The sequence below is a fragment of the Streptomyces sp. NBC_00249 genome, assembly GCF_026342355.1.
Lineage (GTDB): Bacteria > Actinomycetota > Actinomycetes > Streptomycetales > Streptomycetaceae > Streptomyces.
Window position 1 is genome coordinate 381,180 of record NZ_JAPEMV010000008.1, and the last position, 15,257, is coordinate 396,436.

A 15,257-nucleotide genomic window follows, 5' to 3' on the forward strand; every position below is an offset into this window, starting at 1 on the left:
CAGGGGTACGTCAGTTGCCCCGGCGCTTACGCCGGCCACGCCGCACGCCCGCTCCGCGACCGTCGCCCCGGGCCCGGTCGTCCAGGGCGATCCACATCCGTACCTCGGTCCCGCCGAGGACCGAGCGGCCCAGCCGTACGTCACCGCCCGTGGATTCCGCGACCCGCCGGACGATGTCCAGGCCGAGGCCCGTCGAGCCGTCCCTGCCTCCGTCGTTGCCGCGCCGCAGGGCCGCGTCCGGGTCGGCGATGCCGGGGCCGGCGTCGGAGACGAGGACGATGACGGCGTCCCCGGCGTCGTGCACGTCGACCGCGAAGGGGGTGGCTTCGGGGGTGTGCCGGAAGACGTTGCCGAGCAGGGCGTCGAGGGCCGCGGCGAGCTCGGGCCGGGCCACGGGGATGCGTACGGTGCGGTCCACGCCCGCGAGCCGGACCTCGCGGCCCTCGTCCTCGGCCAGCGCCGACCAGAAGGCCATCCGGTCGCGGATCACCTCGGAGGCGTCGCAGCCCGCGCCGGCGCCGGCGCCGGGCCCGCCCGGCCCCTGGACGGCGGGGCGCTGCTCGCGCGCGGTACGGATGATCGTGTCGACCTCCCGTTCCAGCTGCTCCACCGCCGCCCGGGTGTGCTCGGCGGCCGGGCCGTCGCCGAGGGAGGCGGCGTTGAGCCGCAGCACGGTCAGGGGGGTGCGGAGCCGGTGCGAGAGGTCGGCGGCCAGTTCGCGTTCGTTGGCGAGGAGTTCCACGACCTGGTCGGCCATCGAGTTGAACGCGACGGCCGCCGAGCGGAGTTCCTTCGGCCCGTCCTCGGGGACCCGCGCCCCGAGCCGCCCCTCGCCCAGCTGGTGCGCGGCGTCCGCGAGGCGTTCGGCGGGCCGTACGAGGCGGGCGCCGAGCCGGTCGGCGACGGCCACGGAGCCCACGACGAGAGCGAGGCCGACGCCGGCGAGGACCAGCCAGGCGGTGGTGACGCCGTTGCTGACCTCGCTCTCCGGCACCTGGATCTCGATCACCGCGATGTCGCCGGAGCCGAGGGCCACGGGCTGGAGCAGCGCCGATCCCCCGCCGGGCACGTCGGCGGTGGTCGCGCGGCCGAGCCGGCGGGTCTCCTCGACGGCGTGCGCGCCCGCCCAGCCCTCGCCGATGTCCACCGGGTCGGCGCTGCCGATGGCGGGGACGTGGACGGCCATCCGCCGGGCGGCGCCCATCTGCGTGGACTCCACGGCCTTGCGCAGCTGGACCGGGTCGGTGGTGATGGAGAGGGTGGGTCCCATGGTGGCGGCCTGCCGTTCGGCGTTGGAGAACGCCCGGTCGCTGGCCATCTCCCGCACCACCAGCCCCAGCGGTACCGCGAAGGCCAGGACCACCATGGTGGTGACCGCGAGGCACACCTTGACCAGGGCCCATCTCACGCCGCTCTCCTCACTGCGGCGGCTCCAGCTTGACGCCGACCCCGCGCAGCGTGTGCAGGTAGCGGGGGCTGGCGGCGGTCTCGCCGAGCTTGCGGCGCAGCCAGGAGAGGTGGACGTCGATGGTCTGGTCGTCCCCGTAGGACTGCTGCCAGACCTCCGCGAGCAGGTCGCGCCGGGCCACGACCACCCCGGGGCGGCCCGCGAGGAAGGCCAGCAGGTCGAACTCGCGCCGGGTGAGGTCGAGTACGGCCCCGTCCAGCTCGGCCTGGCGGCGCAGCGGGTCGATGGCGAGCCCGCCGACGCGCAGGACGCGGGAGGGCGGCTCGGCGGCGGCGGCCTGGGAGCGGCGCAGGACGGCGGCCATCCGGGCGGAGAGGTGCTCCACCGAGAAGGGTTTGGTCAGGTAGTCGTCGGCGCCGTCGTTGAGCAGCCGGACGATCTCGGCCTCGTCGTCGCGGGCGGTGGCGATGATGACCGGTACGTCGGTGATGCCGCGCAGCATCTTCAGCGCCTCGGAGCCGTCGAGGTCGGGCAGGCCGAGGTCGAGGATGACCACGTCGAAGCGGTGGTGGGCGACCTCGCGCAGCGCCTCCAGGGCCGTGCCGACGCTCCGCACGGTGTGGGAGGCCTCGGTCAGGTGCCGGATCAGGGCGGAACGTACGAACTGGTCGTCCTCGACCACGAGCACACTAGCCATGGCCGCACGGTAGTCCATTCGGGGGAGCCGGGGAGGTGCCGGGCCACCTCTGTGACGGGTGGTGCAGTATGTGCCCTGATGCGACGAGGACTTGTACATGCCATGGCCTGGCTGCTGGCGACCGCGGCCGCCGTGACCCTGTCGTGGTGGGGCGTGCACACCGTCATGTCCGGGACGGCCTACGATCCCCCGCTCGCCGTTCCGCTGGCCACGCGGCCGCTGTCCTCCTCGACCCAGCGCGCGGATCCGCCGCCGCCCCCGTCCCCCACGCCCTCGGCCGTGCCGTCGCCGACGCCCTCCCCGTCCGCGTCCCCGTCCGCCTCCCCGTCGGGCTCCGCCCCGGCGGGGAAGCCGAAGTCCTCGCCTCCGGCCGGCGCGCGCCCGGCTCCGGCACCGGCACCGGAGCCGGGCGGCGGCGAGGTGAAGGGGTACACGGTCACGGGCGGCCGGGTCGTCCTCGACCTCGGCGCCGCCTCGGCGGAGCTGGTCTCGGCGACCCCGGCGGCGGGCTGGCGCATGCAGGTGTGGAAGCAGGACGTGTGGATCCGGGTCACCTTCACCCGCGACGGGCGGGAGTCGTCGGTGTTCTGCACCTGGCACGACACCGCGCCGCGCGTGGAGTTCGACGAACGCTGAACCAGCGCCCGGGTCAGCGGAAGACGGATTCGGGCGGCTGCGGCGAGGCCACCGCCGAGGCGTCCGCCACCGGGGCCGCGCCGCCCGCGAAGTCGGCCAGGGCGCGGCCGTGCTCGACCCGCCCGGGGTGCGGGTCGCTCGCCACGCGGCGGGTGAACTCCGCGACGGGCAGCTCCCGGTCGGCGGCGACGAGCACCGCGTTGCCGAAACGTTTCCCCCGCCACACCACGGGGTCCGCCGCGAGCGCCAGCTCCGTGAACCGGGAGGCGGCGGTGGCGATCTGGCCCCGCAGGTGCGCCAGCGGCGGGCCGTCCGCGAGGTTGGCCACGTACCACCCGGTGGGCGCCAGGGCGCGGCGTACGTCGTCCAGGAACTCGGCGCTGGTCAGGTGGGCCGGGGTGCGGGCCCCGCTGAACACGTCCGCGATGACCAGGTCGGCCCAGCCGTCGGGGACCTTGGCGAGCCCGGCCCGCGCGTCCACGGCCCGTACGCGGATCCGCGCCTGGGGGTCCAGCGGCAGGTGCTGCCGTACGAAGGCCACCAGGGCCCCGTCGATCTCCACCACCTGCTGCGTGGAGCGGGGGCGCGCGGCGGCGGTGTAGCGGGCCAGGGTGAAGGCGCCGCCGCCCAGGTGCACCACGTTCAGCGGCTGCCGGGCGGGCGCGATCAGGTCGATGAGGTGGCCGATCCGCCGCTGGTACGCGAAGTCCAGGTGGGCGGGGTCGTCGAGGTCCACGTGGGACTGCGGGGCCCCGTCGATCAGCAGGGTCCAGGCGTGCGGGCGCTCGCGGTCCGGGGCCAGCTCGGCCGTGCCGCCGCCGACCTGCCCGCTCACCGGCTCGGCGCCGCCCCGGCGGGCGGAGGCGTCCCGGTCGTCCCTGTTGCGCTTGCTCTTCCCAGCCACAGCACCATTATGGCTGGTCAGCGCCTCAGCGGCAGTTGTCCGCCGCCTCGATGAGCCGGGCGGCCTCACCGAGCGCGGCGCGCAGCACCTCGGGGTCGGTCACCGGCCCCACGGCCTCGGGCGGCAGGAGCCAGCCGGTGACGCCCGCGGTGGGCGAGGCGGCGTCGCCGAAGCGCATGCCGCGCCCGTTGGTCTGCGTACACGCGCTGCCCGGCAGGTCCCAGGCGTCGGCGGTGCCGGGCGGGACGATGAAGCCGAGGGTGTCGCCCGAGCCGTCGTGCAGCACGGGGCCGACCCCGTAGGCGGCGTGACCGGCGCCGCGGCGGATGATGTCGACCGCCTCCAGGCCCTGCCGGGCGGGCACGGTGACCAGGTCGGGGGCCGGTAGCGGGGCCGGGGCCGCGCCGGGCTCGGGCGCGGTGTTCGTTCCAGTGCTGTCCATGCCGGCCTCCACCAAGGGGAACCCCTCCTCGATCCGTATCCGCATGGGTTCAACGCACGGAGGCGTCAACAGGTGCGGCGGCAAGACGCCGCAAAGGATGGCAGTTCATGGCGGATCGCGGGTGAGATATCCGTTTTGTAGCCAAACACCGCATGGAGTGCCCTCCGCTGGCGGTACGTTCATGCGCGCCGGGGCCCTGCTACCGGGGCCGGTTCCGACCGGGATCACCTGAGCTGAGATTGTCCAGAGAGGCCACGTCCATGGCGGCGTCCCCCCACTCACCCAACTCCTCCTTCCGGCGGCTGCGCGGGCAACACTCCCCGGCCGAGTTCGCGGCCGTGGTGCGCAGGGCGGCACGGGAGATCGGCGAAACGGTTTCCTGCGACGCGCGGTACATCGGCCGGGTCGAGTCGGGCGAGATCCGCTGCCCCAACTACGCCTACGAGCGGGTCTTCCTGCACATGTTCCCCGGTCGCACCCTGACCGACCTCGGGTTCTCCCCGCGCGAGGCGGTGCGCGGGCGGTCCGCGCAGCGCGCCCTGCCCGCGCCGCCTGCCTTCGCCTTCACCCACCTCGTCCAGCGTTCCAAGGAGAGCGACGTGCTGCGTCGCGCGTTCATGGCGGGCGGCTCCGCGACCGTGGCGGCCGCGACGCTCAGCCTCACCCTGCTCGGCGACACCCGCCGGCTCCCGTCCCGGGCCGGCGAGGCCGAGGCCGCCGCCGTCGAGGACGCCGTGCGCCAGATCCGGCTGCTGGACGACCGGCACGGCGCCGACGCCCTGTACCGGCGGGCCGCGCAGCCCCTGAAGACCGCCTACGCCCTGCTCGACGCGGGAGGCACCCGGCAGTCCACCGAGGACCGGCTGCACGCGGGGGCCGGGGAGCTCGCCGTCTCGGTGGGCTGGCTGGCGCACGATTCGGGCCGCTACGAGGACGCCCGCTCGCACTACTCGGAGGCCCTGGCCACCGCCCGGGTCTCGGGGGACGCGGGCCTGGAGGCGCACGCCTTCAGCAACATGGCCTTCCTGGCCCGGGACTGCGGGCGTCCGCGCGAGTCGGTACGGGCGGCCCAGGCGGGCCAGCGCGCGGCGCGCCCGCTGGGCTCGCCCCGGCTGCTGGCGCTGCTGGCGCTGCGGGAGGCGGGCGGCTGGTCGGGGCTGGGCGACCGCGGCTCCTGCGAGGAGGCCCTCGGGCGGGCGCACACGGAGTTCTCGCGCGGGGAGTCGGGCGCCGACCCGGAGTGGATGTCCTTCTTCGGCGAGGCCGAGCTGGAGTCGCTGGAGTCCCGGTGCTGGGCGGCCCTCGGGGAGCACGCCCGCGCGGCCCGGCACGCCCGCCGCGCGGCCGACCTCCAGGACCCGCACTTCGCGCGGAACGTCGCCCTGTACACGGCCGAGCTCGCCGAGGACCTGGCCCGCGCGGGGGCGCCCGACGAGGCCGCCTGGGCGGGGGGCCGGGTGCTGGACCTGCTCACCGAGGTCCGGTCGACCCGGATCCGGTCGATGCTCGGGCAGACGGCCCGCGTCCTGGTCCCGCACCAGCGCTCCCCGCGCGTGGGCGCCTTCCTGACCCGCCACGCCCAGGCCTGAGCCGGGGCACGGCGGCCCCGCCTCGCTCTCGTCCGGCCCGCTGAACAGCAGGAACGGTCCGGAGCTCGCCAGTTCCAGACCGGCGAGTCGGGTCAGCCGTCCAGGTGGCCCGTGTCGTTCCAGCGCTCCAGCGCGGGGGCCCCGTAGGCCCAGCCCAGGACCGACAGGGAGGTGGGGTCCAGGCGGATGCGGGCGCCGAAGGAGGCCTCGAAGCCGAGCCAGCGGGCGGCGAGGGTGCGCAGGATGTGGCCGTGTGCGAAGACCAGGACGTCGCGCTCCGCCGAACGGGCCCAGGTGACCACCTCGTCCGCGCGCGCCGCGACATCGGCGACGGACTCGCCGCCGGGGACCCCGTCGCGCCAGATCAGCCAGCCCGGCCGGACCGCCTGGATCTCGGCGGGGGTCATGCCCTCGTAGTCGCCGTAGTCCCACTCCATGAGGCTGTCCCAGGGGTCGGCCTGCGCCCCGAAGCCGGCCAGGTCGCAGCTCTCGCTCGCCCGGACCAGGGGGCTGGTGCGCACCTCCAGGCCGCGCAGGCTCGCCCAGGGGTCGCGGGCGAGGCGCTCACCGAGCTGCTTCGCGCCCTGGCGGCCCTCCTCCAGCAGGGGTACGTCCGTGCGTCCGGTGTGCTTGCCGAGCTTCGACCATGCCGTCTGGCCGTGGCGGGCGAGGAGGATGCGGGGGGCCATTGATGTTTCTCCCGGTCCGTAGGGGTTCGCGTGCCTGTCAGGCGAGGGGGTCCGTCCGTCCATCATCCACGAGGTGAACGGAAGGTGACCTGAGTCCGGCTGCCGGGCCGCCCCGCCGTGGGACCGGCCGGCAGCGGCCCGCCCGACGGCGGCCGGACCCGTCCCAAGACCTCTGATTACGCCGTAAGTCCACGATTGTCAGTGGCGGATGGGACACTTCCGCCCGTGAGCTCCTACCCGCCCAGCGGCCCGCCCCCGACGACGACACTGCGGCAGCGGCTCGCCGACCTGCGCGGCCCCGCCGTGCCGCCCCGACCGCTCGACGCCCGGGCCCTCGCCGCGCTCGCCGCCAACCCCGGCTGCGGCAGACGCGCCCTCCTCGACGGCGCCGGCGTGGACAAGACCGCGCTGGCGACGGCCCTGGGCTCGCCCGCCTCCTTCGGGCAGTCGCAGTTCGCGATCGTGCGCGGCAACTCCTTCGAGGCGAAGGTCAAGGGCGACGGCGGAGCCGAGCTGCTGCGCCTCACGCACGCACGCCTCGACGCGCGGGCCGAGCCGCCCGGGCCGGACGCCCGGGTGCCCGACCTCACCGCCGCCGGGCCCGAGGGCCGGGCCGCCCGGACGGCGCTGGCCCTGCGCGAGGCCACCGCCGCGCGGGCGTGGACGCTGCTCGACCATCCGATGCTGGCCCTGGAGGTGGCGGGCACCCCCGCCTACCTGGAGCCCGACGCCGTCGTGGTGCACCCCGACGGCCGCTGGACCGTGGTGGAGATCAAATCGTTCCCGATGATCGACGGGGCCGCCGACGCCGCGAAGGTGGGGGCCGCCGCGCGGCAGGCCGCCGTGTACGTGCTGGCCCTGGAGCGGACCGCCCGCAAGCTGGAGGGGGCCGAGGTCGGCCACCAGGTGCTGCTCGTCTGCCCGAAGGACTTCTCCAACCTGCCCGCCGCCGCACCGGTCGACGTCCGCCGCGAACGGGCCGTGACCCTGCGCCAGCTGGAGCGGCTGACCCGGGTCGAGGAGCTGGCCGCCGCGCTGCCCGAGGGGCTGACCTTCGATCCGGCCCGGCCCGCCGAGGAGCTGACCGCCGCCGTCTCCGCCGTCACCGCCGCCTACGCCCCCGAGTGCCTGGCCGCCTGCGAGCTGGCCTTCCACTGCCGGGAGCGGTCCCGCGACGCCGGGGACCCCGCCGCGCTGGGCCGGTCCCTGCGCGGCGAGCTGGGCGGGCTGACCACCGTCGAGGCCGCCCTCGCCGCCGCCGCCGGAGCGGGCCCCGCCGACGATCCCACCGCGGCCGCGCTGCGCCACGCGGCCCGGCTGCGCGCCGAGGCCCTGGAGCGGGCCGCCGCCCATCCCCCGTACGACGGCCCGGAGAACCCCGCATGTCCCTGCTGAACACCCTGGCCCGGCTGGAGGCGGTCCGCGCGGGCCGCGCCCAGCCCCTCGCCACCGTCCGGCACCGCCACATCGGCGAACGCCCGCTGGTCCTCGTACCGCTGACCACGGCGGGCGAGGCCGGGGCGCCGCTCGGCGCGATGGTGGGCACCGACCGGGACGATCCCCGGATCCTGGTCATACCGCAGCCGCGCGACCGGGACCTGCGCTGGCGATTCCTGGCCGACCTGGCCGCGCAGGTCATGCCGTACGTCGAGGCGTACGCGGACGTCGTCGAGCCGGCCGAGCGCACCGAGACCGATCCGGAGACCGGCAAGAAGGTCAAGGTCGAGGCGGAGCTGTGCGTGGACGCCCCGCAGATCGTCGTGCCGAGCCGGGCGGGCGTGGAGTACGTACGGCTCCTCGGCCGGTCGATGCGGTTCCGGCGGACCGCCGAGGAGGACCCGGAGAACCCGTACCCGGTGCCCACTCAGGTCCCGCTGCTGGGCCGCTGGTTCACGCACCTCGCCGAACGCTCCCGGGTGCCCGGGTCCTCGATGCTGGTGTCGGCCACGGAACTGCTGGGGCGGCACTGGGCGACCGGCCAGAGCAACCTGGAGGACCAGCACCTCGGCTCCCTGCTGGCCTGGACGCGTCCGCCCGAGGGGGTGTCCGGCGCCGAGTGGGCGCTGCGCGCCGAGCTGGGCCGGGACGCCGACGGGCAGCTGCTGGTGCCGCCGGCCGGTCCGGCCACCGACCCGGCCTTCGACAACAAGCTGCTGGCCCCGGCCATCGCCCGCTTCGACGCGGCCCGGGCGGCGGCGGCCGAAGCGGGCGGGAGTGCCCGGGAGGAGGCCCTGCGGGCGGCCGGGGCGGAGGTCCGGCGGCTGGTCCTGACGCAGATGCGCACCGCCTGGGAGCAGACCTGGGAGGCCCTGGAGCTGCTGCGGTCCCTGCCCGCCGGCGAGCGCACCGAGGAGCGCTGGACCCGCGACCGCTGGTCCTTCACCGGCCACCGGGACCGGGTCCGGGCCGGCGAGCCCCCGCAGCCGCGCCGCGACGACGCCGTGACCGCCGCCCAGAAGCTGGCGACGCGGGAGACCGAGCAGGTACGGCTGGACGCGCAGGAGGCGCTGGACGACCCGCTCGTCATGGCGGGCCGGCGCCTTACGGGCGAGGCCTTCGCCGGTGAGGTCACCGAGGTGGTGATGGAGTGGACGGAGGCGAAGCGGCCCCGGCCGCGCCCGCTGGTGACGGTGGCCACCGACGACCGGCCGCAGCTCGCGGAGGGCGGCGGCGGGAAGGTGTTCCGCTCGCTGGAGGGCCGCCAGCAGGCCTTCGAGTTCGTCGGCGCGGAGGAGGACGGGCAGCTGGTGCTGCGCGTCCTCGACAAGATGGGCGCGGGCCGGGAGCCCGTCCCCGGCTCGGTCCCGGAGAAGGGCGACCGGGTGTGCTGGACCCTGTTCGAGCACGACGCGCGCGGCGGCCCGAAGCTGCCGGACCCGGAGAACACCCCGTGGACGCACGGCGGGCCGCCGGGAGCGGCGTCCGCCCTCGCCCCGACCGACGCCGTGACCGACGAGGACATCCTGTGACCGCCTTCGACCCGGGCGCGGCCGCCGCCCAGGCGACCGCCGCCATCCTGCACGACACCCTGCACGGCACCGAGCGGGGCGTCGTGGTGGACTCCCCGCCCGGGGCCGGGAAGTCCACGCTCGTGGTGCGCGCGGCCCGGGAGCTGGCCGCCGCCGGGCGCCGGCTGATGGTGGTCGCGCAGACCAACGCGCAGGTCGACGACCTGGTGCTGCGGCTCGCCGACAAGGATCCCGGGCTGAAGGTCGGCCGGCTGCACAGCAGCGACGGCGACGCCTACGACCCGGCCCTGCGCGGGCTGCCGTCGGTGACGCTGTCGGCGAAGCCCGGGGACCTCGCGGAGCTGCCGGTCACCATCTCCACGGCCGCGAAGTGGGCGTACGTGAAGGACACGGAGCCCTGGGAGCACGCGATCGTCGACGAGGCGTACCAGATGCGCTCCGACGCGCTGCTGGCCGTGGCCGGGCTGTTCGAACGGGCGCTGTTCGTGGGCGACCCGGGGCAGCTGGACCCGTTCAGCGTGGTCGGGGCCGAGCAGTGGGCGGGCCTGTCCTACGACCCGTCCGCCTCCGCGGTGTCCACGCTCCTCGCGCACAACCCGCAGCTGCCGCAGCACCGGCTGCCGGTGTCGTGGCGGCTCCCGGCGACGGCCGCGCCGCTGGTCTCGCGCGCCTTCTACCCGTACAGCCGGTTCCGCAGCGGTACGGGTCCGGGCGAGCGGAGGCTCTCGTACGGGGTGGTGGGCGACGGCTCGGGCCCCGACCGGGTGCTGGACGAGGCCGCCGAGTCGGGCTGGGGCCTGCTGGAGCTGCCCGCGCGGCACACGCCGCGTACGGATCCGGAGGCGGTGCGGGCGGTGGCGCTGGTGGTGCGGCGGGCGCTGGACCGGGGCGCGGTGACCTCCGACGAGCAGTCCCCGGCCCCGGCTCCGCTGACGGCGTCCCGGATCGCGGTCGGCACGGCCCACCGGGACCAGGCCGCGGCCGTCCGCTCGGCACTGGCCTCGCTCGGCGTCACGGGGGTCACCGTGGACACCGCGAACCGGCTCCAGGGCCGCGAGTACGACCTCACGGTGGTCCTGCACCCGCTGTCCGGCCGCCCCGACGCGACGGCCTTCCACCTGGAGACGGGCCGGCTGTGCGTCCTGACCTCCCGGCACCGGCACGCCTGCGTGGTGGTGGCCCGGGCGGGCATAGCGGAACTGCTGGACGACCATCCGTCGACGGAGCCGGTGCAGTTGGGAGTGACGGTGAAGTTCCCGGACGGCTGGGAGGCGAACCACTCGGTCCTGGCGCACCTGGCGGAACACCGCGTGCCCTACCGGCCCTGAACCGGCTGGTCAGGACAGGCTGGGCCGCGTCCGGCGCAGGGCGGAGCGGCCCGCGTAGCGTGCCGCGTCGCCGAGCTCCTCCTCGATTCGGATCAGTTGGTTGTACTTGGCCGTGCGGTCGGAGCGGGAGAGGGAGCCGGTCTTGATCTGGCCGCAGCCGGTCGCCACCGCGAGGTCCGCGATGGTGGTGTCCTCCGTCTCGCCCGAGCGGTGCGACATGACGGCGGTCCAGCCCGCCCCGTGGGCCGTGGCGACGGCCGCCAGGGCCTCGGTCAGGGTGCCGATCTGGTTGACCTTGATCAGGACCGAGTTGCCGGCGCCGGTGCGGATGCCTTCGCGCAGCAGGGTTTCGCTGGTGCAGAACAGGTCGTCGCCGGTGAGCTGGCAGCGGTCGCCGACGCGGGCGGTCAGCTCGCGCCAGCCGTCCCAGCGGAGCGCGGCCGCAGGGTCGGCTGGCTCGCGCAGGCCATCGAGGCCGAACTCACGGACGAGGAGCGGACGCTGCTAGCCCGCAGCGCCGCCCTGCTGGAGCGGCTCGCCGCGCGCTAGGCCCTCTCTTACGTCCGGCTCTTACGGGTGGCCCCGAAGTGCTGCCGGAGCGTTTCGCCGAGCTCCGCCATGACCTCCAGCTGATGCGGGGTCAGGATGTCGATCAGGTGCCGCCGTACGGATTCCACGTGCAGCGGGGCCGCCGCGGTGATGGCGTCGACGCCGGACCCGGTGAGCACCACCTCCGCCCCGCGGCCGTCGCTGGCCACCTCCTCGCGGCGTACGAGGCGGCGCTGTTCCATCCGGGTGAGCTGGTGGGACAGCCGGCTGCGGGACCACTGCATGAGCACCGCGAGGGCGCTGATGCGCATGCGGTGGCCCTCGGTGGAGCCGAGGACGGACAGGACGTCGTAGTCGGCTTCCGAGAGCGCGCTGTCCTGGTTCAGGTCGCGGGCGATCTCGGCGTTGACGAGGGGGAACATCCGCCGCCAGGCGTACCAGGCGTCCTGCTCCGATTCGGTGAGCCAGCGGGGGTGGGCGGGCTCGGGCACTTCGGTCATGGGGCCACCCTAGCGATATCGGTGACACGTCACCTACCTAGTTGACATATCACGCACCGCCGGTTTCCCTTGGTGACACGTCAACAACCAGACTGCGAGCACAGCACACCGCACCTCCACCCAACGGGAGTTCACACCATGACCCGCCTGCACGTCGTCTCCGCCGCCACCCGCCCCACCTCCTCCGGCCGCCCGCTCGCCCGTTGGGTCACCGACCTGGCGCGGGCGCACGGCGGCTTCGAGGTCACCCCGGTGGACCTCGCGGAGATCGCGCTGCCCATGCTGGACGAGCCCGAGTACGCCTCCAGCGGGATCTACGCCCACCAGCACACCAAGGACTGGAGCGCGCTCGTCGACTCCGCCGACGCCTTCGTCTTCGTCCTGCCGATGTACAACGGCGGCTTCACCGCCCCGTTCAAGAACGCCATCGACTTCCTCTACCGCGAGTGGGACGGCAAGCCCGTCGGCCTCGTCAGCTACAGCGCGGGCCCCACGGGCGGCGCCCCCGCCGCCGAGATGCTGCTGCCGGTGCTCACCCGGGTCGGCATGCTCCCCGCCGCGCGCTCGGTGGCGGTCCCCGGCGTGAACGCCCTGATCGGCCCCGACGGCTTCGAGGCCCCGGAGGGTCTCGCGGACCGGCTGGGCGGGGTGCTCGACGACGTCGCCGCGCTGGCCCAGCAGCCCGTCACGGTCTGACTCCCGGCACTCTTGCGCGACGCTGGACAATGGAGGGTGGCCCGGAAGCATTTCGCACGCGCAGCAGGAGGACACGCATGGCAGAGCCCGAGCGGACCGAGCGGAGGCTGCGGCCCGCGCCGCTGCTCTTCGAGCCCTCGGAGGCCGCCACGGACCCGGAGCACTTCTTCGACCTCGAGTCGATCGAGGACCCGCGCGAGCTGCTGCTCCGCGCCACCGAGCTGACCCTGGCCTTCCGGGCCGCACAGGACAGAGCGGTGGAGTTCCAGGCCCTGGCGGCGGCCCAGCTGGCGGACCCCCGGCGTTTCGACCGGCTCTCGCCGGAGGCCATCGCCGAGACCGCCGAGTGGACCGAGGACTACGCCCGCAAGATGATCGAGTTCGGCGAGGACCTCCAGCGCGGCACCGCCCCGGACCTCCAGTAACCCCCCGCACCCACCCCCCGGCCGGGGGGTGGCGGGGACCCGGGGCGGCCGGACGGGGCGGGTCCCCTGGCATATGCGGGGCGCAACATACCCCAACGGAAGCCGCCCTGTCCCGGTTTTCCGTAACTCCGAGGAACCGCGGCGCTACGCCCGGTAGACCTGGCATATGACGACCCCGACGACGACCGCCGCCTGTCCCGCCCTGGACGGCCTGGACGCGCGCACCGCGCCCGCCACCCACGTCACCTCCCAGGGTGCCGCCTGGCTGGCCTCCGCGTCCGCGCACCCGCGGAGCACCCTCGCCGCGTGGGAGGCCCGGCCCTCCTCCCCCGCCGTCCTGCCCTGCGGGACCGCCTTCGACGTCGTCAACGTCCCGCTCGTCCTGGGCCGCCGCATGCTCGACCTGCTCTGGGAGCAGGGGCCCGGCTCGGGCCCGGCCGCCGTCCACCGGGGCCGCATGCTGCTCTTCGCCGCCCCGGGCACGGCCCAGCGGCTGCCGGCGCTGCTGGCCTGGGAGGAGTGGGGCCCGGCCGCGCCGGCCCCGCTCTGCCACGGTCACGGCGACGCCGTCACCGTGCCCCCGCTGGCCGCCGGCCCCGGCCCGTCCCGCTGGCTGGTGGCCCCCGACACCCGGCTGCCGTGGCTGCCGGGGCCGGACTCCCTGCTCTGGGCGTTCCTGCACGCGGCGCGGGGTCCGGTATCGATTTTTCCTCTCGCGGATCAGGATGCTAATGTCTACGACGTCAGCAAGCGCCGCTAGCTCAGTTGGTTAGAGCAGCTGACTCTTAATCAGCGGGTCCGGGGTTCGAGTCCCTGGCGGCGCACAGACGGGAGAAGGCCCCCACTCTTCGGAGTGGGGGCCTTCTTCGTCGTGCCGTGGGGCTCACCTCGTGATCTTCACGGTGTACGCGCCGGACTGGGTGCGGTCCGCGACCTCGATCGTGATGCGCTCCCCCGGGACCGTGAAGGTCTCGCCGACCTCCAGCGGGGCGTCGGCCAGCGGCGGGTACACCGAGCGGTCCCAGCAGGCCTCCGTGCCCGGGTGGGCGTCCAGCACCTCGATGGGGCCGCCGCCCGAGGCCGCCTCGTTGCGGACCCGGTAGACCAGCACCCCTTCCGTGCAGGTGTCCCCGTCGTTGCCGGCGGAGCCCCGGGCCTCGACGGCGACGGCGCTGCCGGTGCCCGTACGGATCACCGCGAGCCGGGTGCCGCCCGTACCGCCGGGCGCGGGGGCCTGCCCGAGCGGCTGGAGGGTGTGCAGCGAGGTGCCGGACCGTACGCAGTCCACCTGCGCGGGGTCCAGCCAGCCCAGCTTCCACTTGTGCCAGGCGAACAGGTCGGGGGCCATGCCGAACTGGCTGCCCATGACGTCCCAGTCGCCGACGTAGGTGTCCCAGTCACCCTTGCCGTCCGTCGGGCGGTGGTAGAGGTCGGGCAGGTCGAAGACGTGCCCGGTCTCGTGCGCGAGCACGTTGCGGTCCGGCGGGTGCTGCTCGAAGACGGTGACGATCCGCCGCAGGTCGGTTCCGTCGGCGCGCAGCGGGCGGTCGAAGTTCACGACCTTGGTCGCGTCCGAGTCGACCCCGGGGGCGTTCGGGTCGGCGACGAAGTAGACGACGTCGTACGCGCTGAAGTCCACCGACGGGTCGGCCGCGGCGACCGCGTCCCGCAGGTAGGCGGCCCGGTCCTCGGGGGCCCAGTCGCGCTGTATCCCGTACGCGGTGGACGGCTTGGGCATCCGGATCCACTGCTCCTGCGGGTGGGGGGTCAGCCGGAAGCGGCCGTAGGAGGCCCGCTCGAAGAACTCGCTGGTGGCCGGGAAGTAGTCGGAGGCCAGCTCGTGCGTGCCGAGGGTGGTGCGGTGGTCGGGGAAGGAGAGGAAGACCATGACGGCCTTCAGGGTGCGCTCCGGCTTGGGGTAGGCCCGGTTCCAGGTGTCCACCCCGAGGGAGTGGTGGGCGGCGGTCCGGGTCAGCGCGCACGGGCCGGCCCCGGAATCGGCCACCGCGGGACCCGCGACGAGGGACATGGCGGCGAGCGCGGTCATCGAGGTGATGACGGCCGCCGCACTTCGGGCGCGGGAGCGGTCCACTCCCCCGGGTGTCTGCTGTCGCGCCACATCGACCTCCGGTGGTGGATTCGTACCCTCCAGTCCACCTTGAGGCGCTTGTCTTACTAATGTCCTGTTCCGGTGCCCCACACGAGTGAGCGGTACGGCAACCCGGTGACCCCGGCACTTCACGCGTGTGTCTACAGAACGTCACGATCGATCACCCGGGATCGGATGCGGCCTCCACCTGCTCACAGCCGCGCAGAAACGATCGCCCGGCCGTGGGTCGACACCCCGTCAGTAGAGCGTCAGCACGGCGTCATCACGCCGACGGACCGTGCACCACACGGCGACGTGGCTGGATAGGGCCTCCCG

15 protein-coding genes, 1 tRNA gene and 2 pseudogenes are annotated in these 15,257 nt (G+C 74.9%); 10 read left to right on the forward strand and 8 right to left on the reverse strand.

Annotated features, from left to right (window positions below; all coding sequences use genetic code 11):
- Nucleotides 1–10 precede the first annotated feature (10 nt).
- Together OOK31_RS31430 and OOK31_RS31435 are read right to left on the reverse strand one after the other, a co-directional pair.
- Nucleotides 11–1,408: a HAMP domain-containing sensor histidine kinase gene (locus OOK31_RS31430; protein WP_267090766.1), complete on the reverse strand. Its 1,398-nt coding sequence runs from the start codon at nt 1,406–1,408 to the stop codon at nt 11–13.
- A 10-nt stretch (nt 1,409–1,418) separates the two neighbouring features.
- Nucleotides 1,419–2,105 (reverse strand): response regulator transcription factor, encoded by a 687-nt coding sequence (locus tag OOK31_RS31435; RefSeq protein WP_267090767.1) that lies wholly within the window; start codon nt 2,103–2,105, stop codon nt 1,419–1,421.
- A gap of 78 nt (nt 2,106–2,183) precedes the next feature.
- Between OOK31_RS31435 and OOK31_RS31440 the strand changes: the two genes are divergently transcribed.
- Nucleotides 2,184–2,741: a hypothetical protein gene (locus OOK31_RS31440; protein ID WP_267090768.1), complete on the forward strand. Its 558-nt coding sequence runs from the start codon at nt 2,184–2,186 to the stop codon at nt 2,739–2,741.
- A 13-nt stretch (nt 2,742–2,754) separates the two neighbouring features.
- On the opposite strand, the gene OOK31_RS31445 is transcribed toward OOK31_RS31440, so the two are convergent.
- Together OOK31_RS31445 and OOK31_RS31450 are read right to left on the reverse strand one after the other, a co-directional pair.
- Nucleotides 2,755–3,576: a spermidine synthase gene (locus tag OOK31_RS31445; RefSeq protein ID WP_267090874.1), complete on the reverse strand. Its 822-nt coding sequence runs from the start codon at nt 3,574–3,576 to the stop codon at nt 2,755–2,757.
- A 94-nt stretch (nt 3,577–3,670) separates the two neighbouring features.
- The gene (locus OOK31_RS31450; RefSeq protein ID WP_267090769.1) at nt 3,671–4,087 is read right to left on the reverse strand and encodes a hypothetical protein; all 417 of its coding nucleotides are present in this window, start codon (nt 4,085–4,087) and stop codon (nt 3,671–3,673) included.
- A gap of 260 nt (nt 4,088–4,347) precedes the next feature.
- On the opposite strand from OOK31_RS31450, the gene OOK31_RS31455 reads away from it, so the two are divergent.
- A complete protein-coding gene (locus OOK31_RS31455; protein WP_267090770.1) occupies nt 4,348–5,676 on the forward strand; it encodes a tetratricopeptide repeat protein in 1,329 nt (442 codons plus the stop codon).
- A 92-nt stretch (nt 5,677–5,768) separates the two neighbouring features.
- Here OOK31_RS31455 and OOK31_RS31460 read toward each other — a convergent pair whose 3' ends face one another.
- Complete coding sequence (locus tag OOK31_RS31460; protein ID WP_267090771.1) at nt 5,769–6,365, reverse strand: histidine phosphatase family protein; 597 nt, start codon at nt 6,363–6,365, stop codon at nt 5,769–5,771.
- Nucleotides 6,366–6,590: 225 nt separating this feature from the next.
- Here OOK31_RS31460 and OOK31_RS31465 point away from each other — a divergent pair, with 225 nt between their 5' ends.
- The 3 genes from OOK31_RS31465 to OOK31_RS31475 are packed head-to-tail and all read left to right on the forward strand — an operon-like array spanning nt 6,591 to nt 10,662.
- Complete coding sequence (locus OOK31_RS31465; protein ID WP_267090772.1) at nt 6,591–7,760, forward strand: hypothetical protein; 1,170 nt, start codon at nt 6,591–6,593, stop codon at nt 7,758–7,760.
- Entirely contained in the window at nt 7,748–9,334 is a 1,587-nt protein-coding gene (locus OOK31_RS31470) for a hypothetical protein (protein ID WP_267090773.1), read from the forward strand. The genes OOK31_RS31465 and OOK31_RS31470 overlap by 13 nt, the downstream gene beginning before the upstream one ends.
- Complete coding sequence (locus OOK31_RS31475) at nt 9,331–10,662, forward strand: AAA domain-containing protein (protein WP_267090774.1); 1,332 nt, start codon at nt 9,331–9,333, stop codon at nt 10,660–10,662. The genes OOK31_RS31470 and OOK31_RS31475 overlap by 4 nt, the downstream gene beginning before the upstream one ends.
- Nucleotides 10,663–10,671: 9 nt before the next feature.
- Here the strand turns inward: OOK31_RS31475 and eno are convergent.
- Nucleotides 10,672–11,088, reverse strand: a pseudogene (gene eno, locus OOK31_RS31480) (phosphopyruvate hydratase); the annotation flags it as partial.
- On the opposite strand from eno, the pseudogene OOK31_RS31485 reads away from it, so the two are divergent.
- Nucleotides 11,083–11,211: pseudogene (locus OOK31_RS31485) on the forward strand (MarR family transcriptional regulator); the annotation flags it as partial. The pseudogenes eno and OOK31_RS31485 sit on opposite strands and share 6 nt — an antisense overlap.
- Nucleotides 11,212–11,219: 8 nt before the next feature.
- On the opposite strand, the gene OOK31_RS31490 reads toward OOK31_RS31485, so the two are convergent.
- Nucleotides 11,220–11,711: a MarR family winged helix-turn-helix transcriptional regulator gene (locus OOK31_RS31490; protein WP_267090775.1), complete on the reverse strand. Its 492-nt coding sequence runs from the start codon at nt 11,709–11,711 to the stop codon at nt 11,220–11,222.
- Between the two features lie 138 nt (nt 11,712–11,849).
- Here OOK31_RS31490 and OOK31_RS31495 point away from each other — a divergent pair, with 138 nt between their 5' ends.
- From OOK31_RS31495 to OOK31_RS31510, 4 genes are all read left to right on the forward strand, one after another.
- The gene (locus tag OOK31_RS31495) at nt 11,850–12,407 is read left to right on the forward strand and encodes an NADPH-dependent FMN reductase (protein ID WP_267090776.1); all 558 of its coding nucleotides are present in this window, start codon (nt 11,850–11,852) and stop codon (nt 12,405–12,407) included.
- Nucleotides 12,408–12,484: 77 nt separating this feature from the next.
- Nucleotides 12,485–12,832 carry a hypothetical protein gene (locus OOK31_RS31500; protein WP_267090777.1) on the forward strand — a complete coding sequence of 116 codons (348 nt, stop codon included), beginning with the start codon at nt 12,485–12,487 and terminating at the stop codon, nt 12,830–12,832.
- Between the two features lie 166 nt (nt 12,833–12,998).
- Nucleotides 12,999–13,592, forward strand: coding sequence for a bifunctional DNA primase/polymerase (locus OOK31_RS31505; protein WP_267090778.1), 594 nt, complete (start codon nt 12,999–13,001; stop codon nt 13,590–13,592).
- Nucleotides 13,583–13,656, forward strand: a tRNA-Lys gene (locus OOK31_RS31510). Before OOK31_RS31505 ends, OOK31_RS31510 begins: the two co-directional genes overlap by 10 nt.
- A gap of 59 nt (nt 13,657–13,715) precedes the next feature.
- On the opposite strand, the gene OOK31_RS31515 is transcribed toward OOK31_RS31510, so the two are convergent.
- A complete protein-coding gene (locus OOK31_RS31515) occupies nt 13,716–14,951 on the reverse strand; it encodes a M6 family metalloprotease domain-containing protein (protein ID WP_267090779.1) in 1,236 nt (411 codons plus the stop codon).
- Nucleotides 14,952–15,257 lie beyond the last annotated feature (306 nt).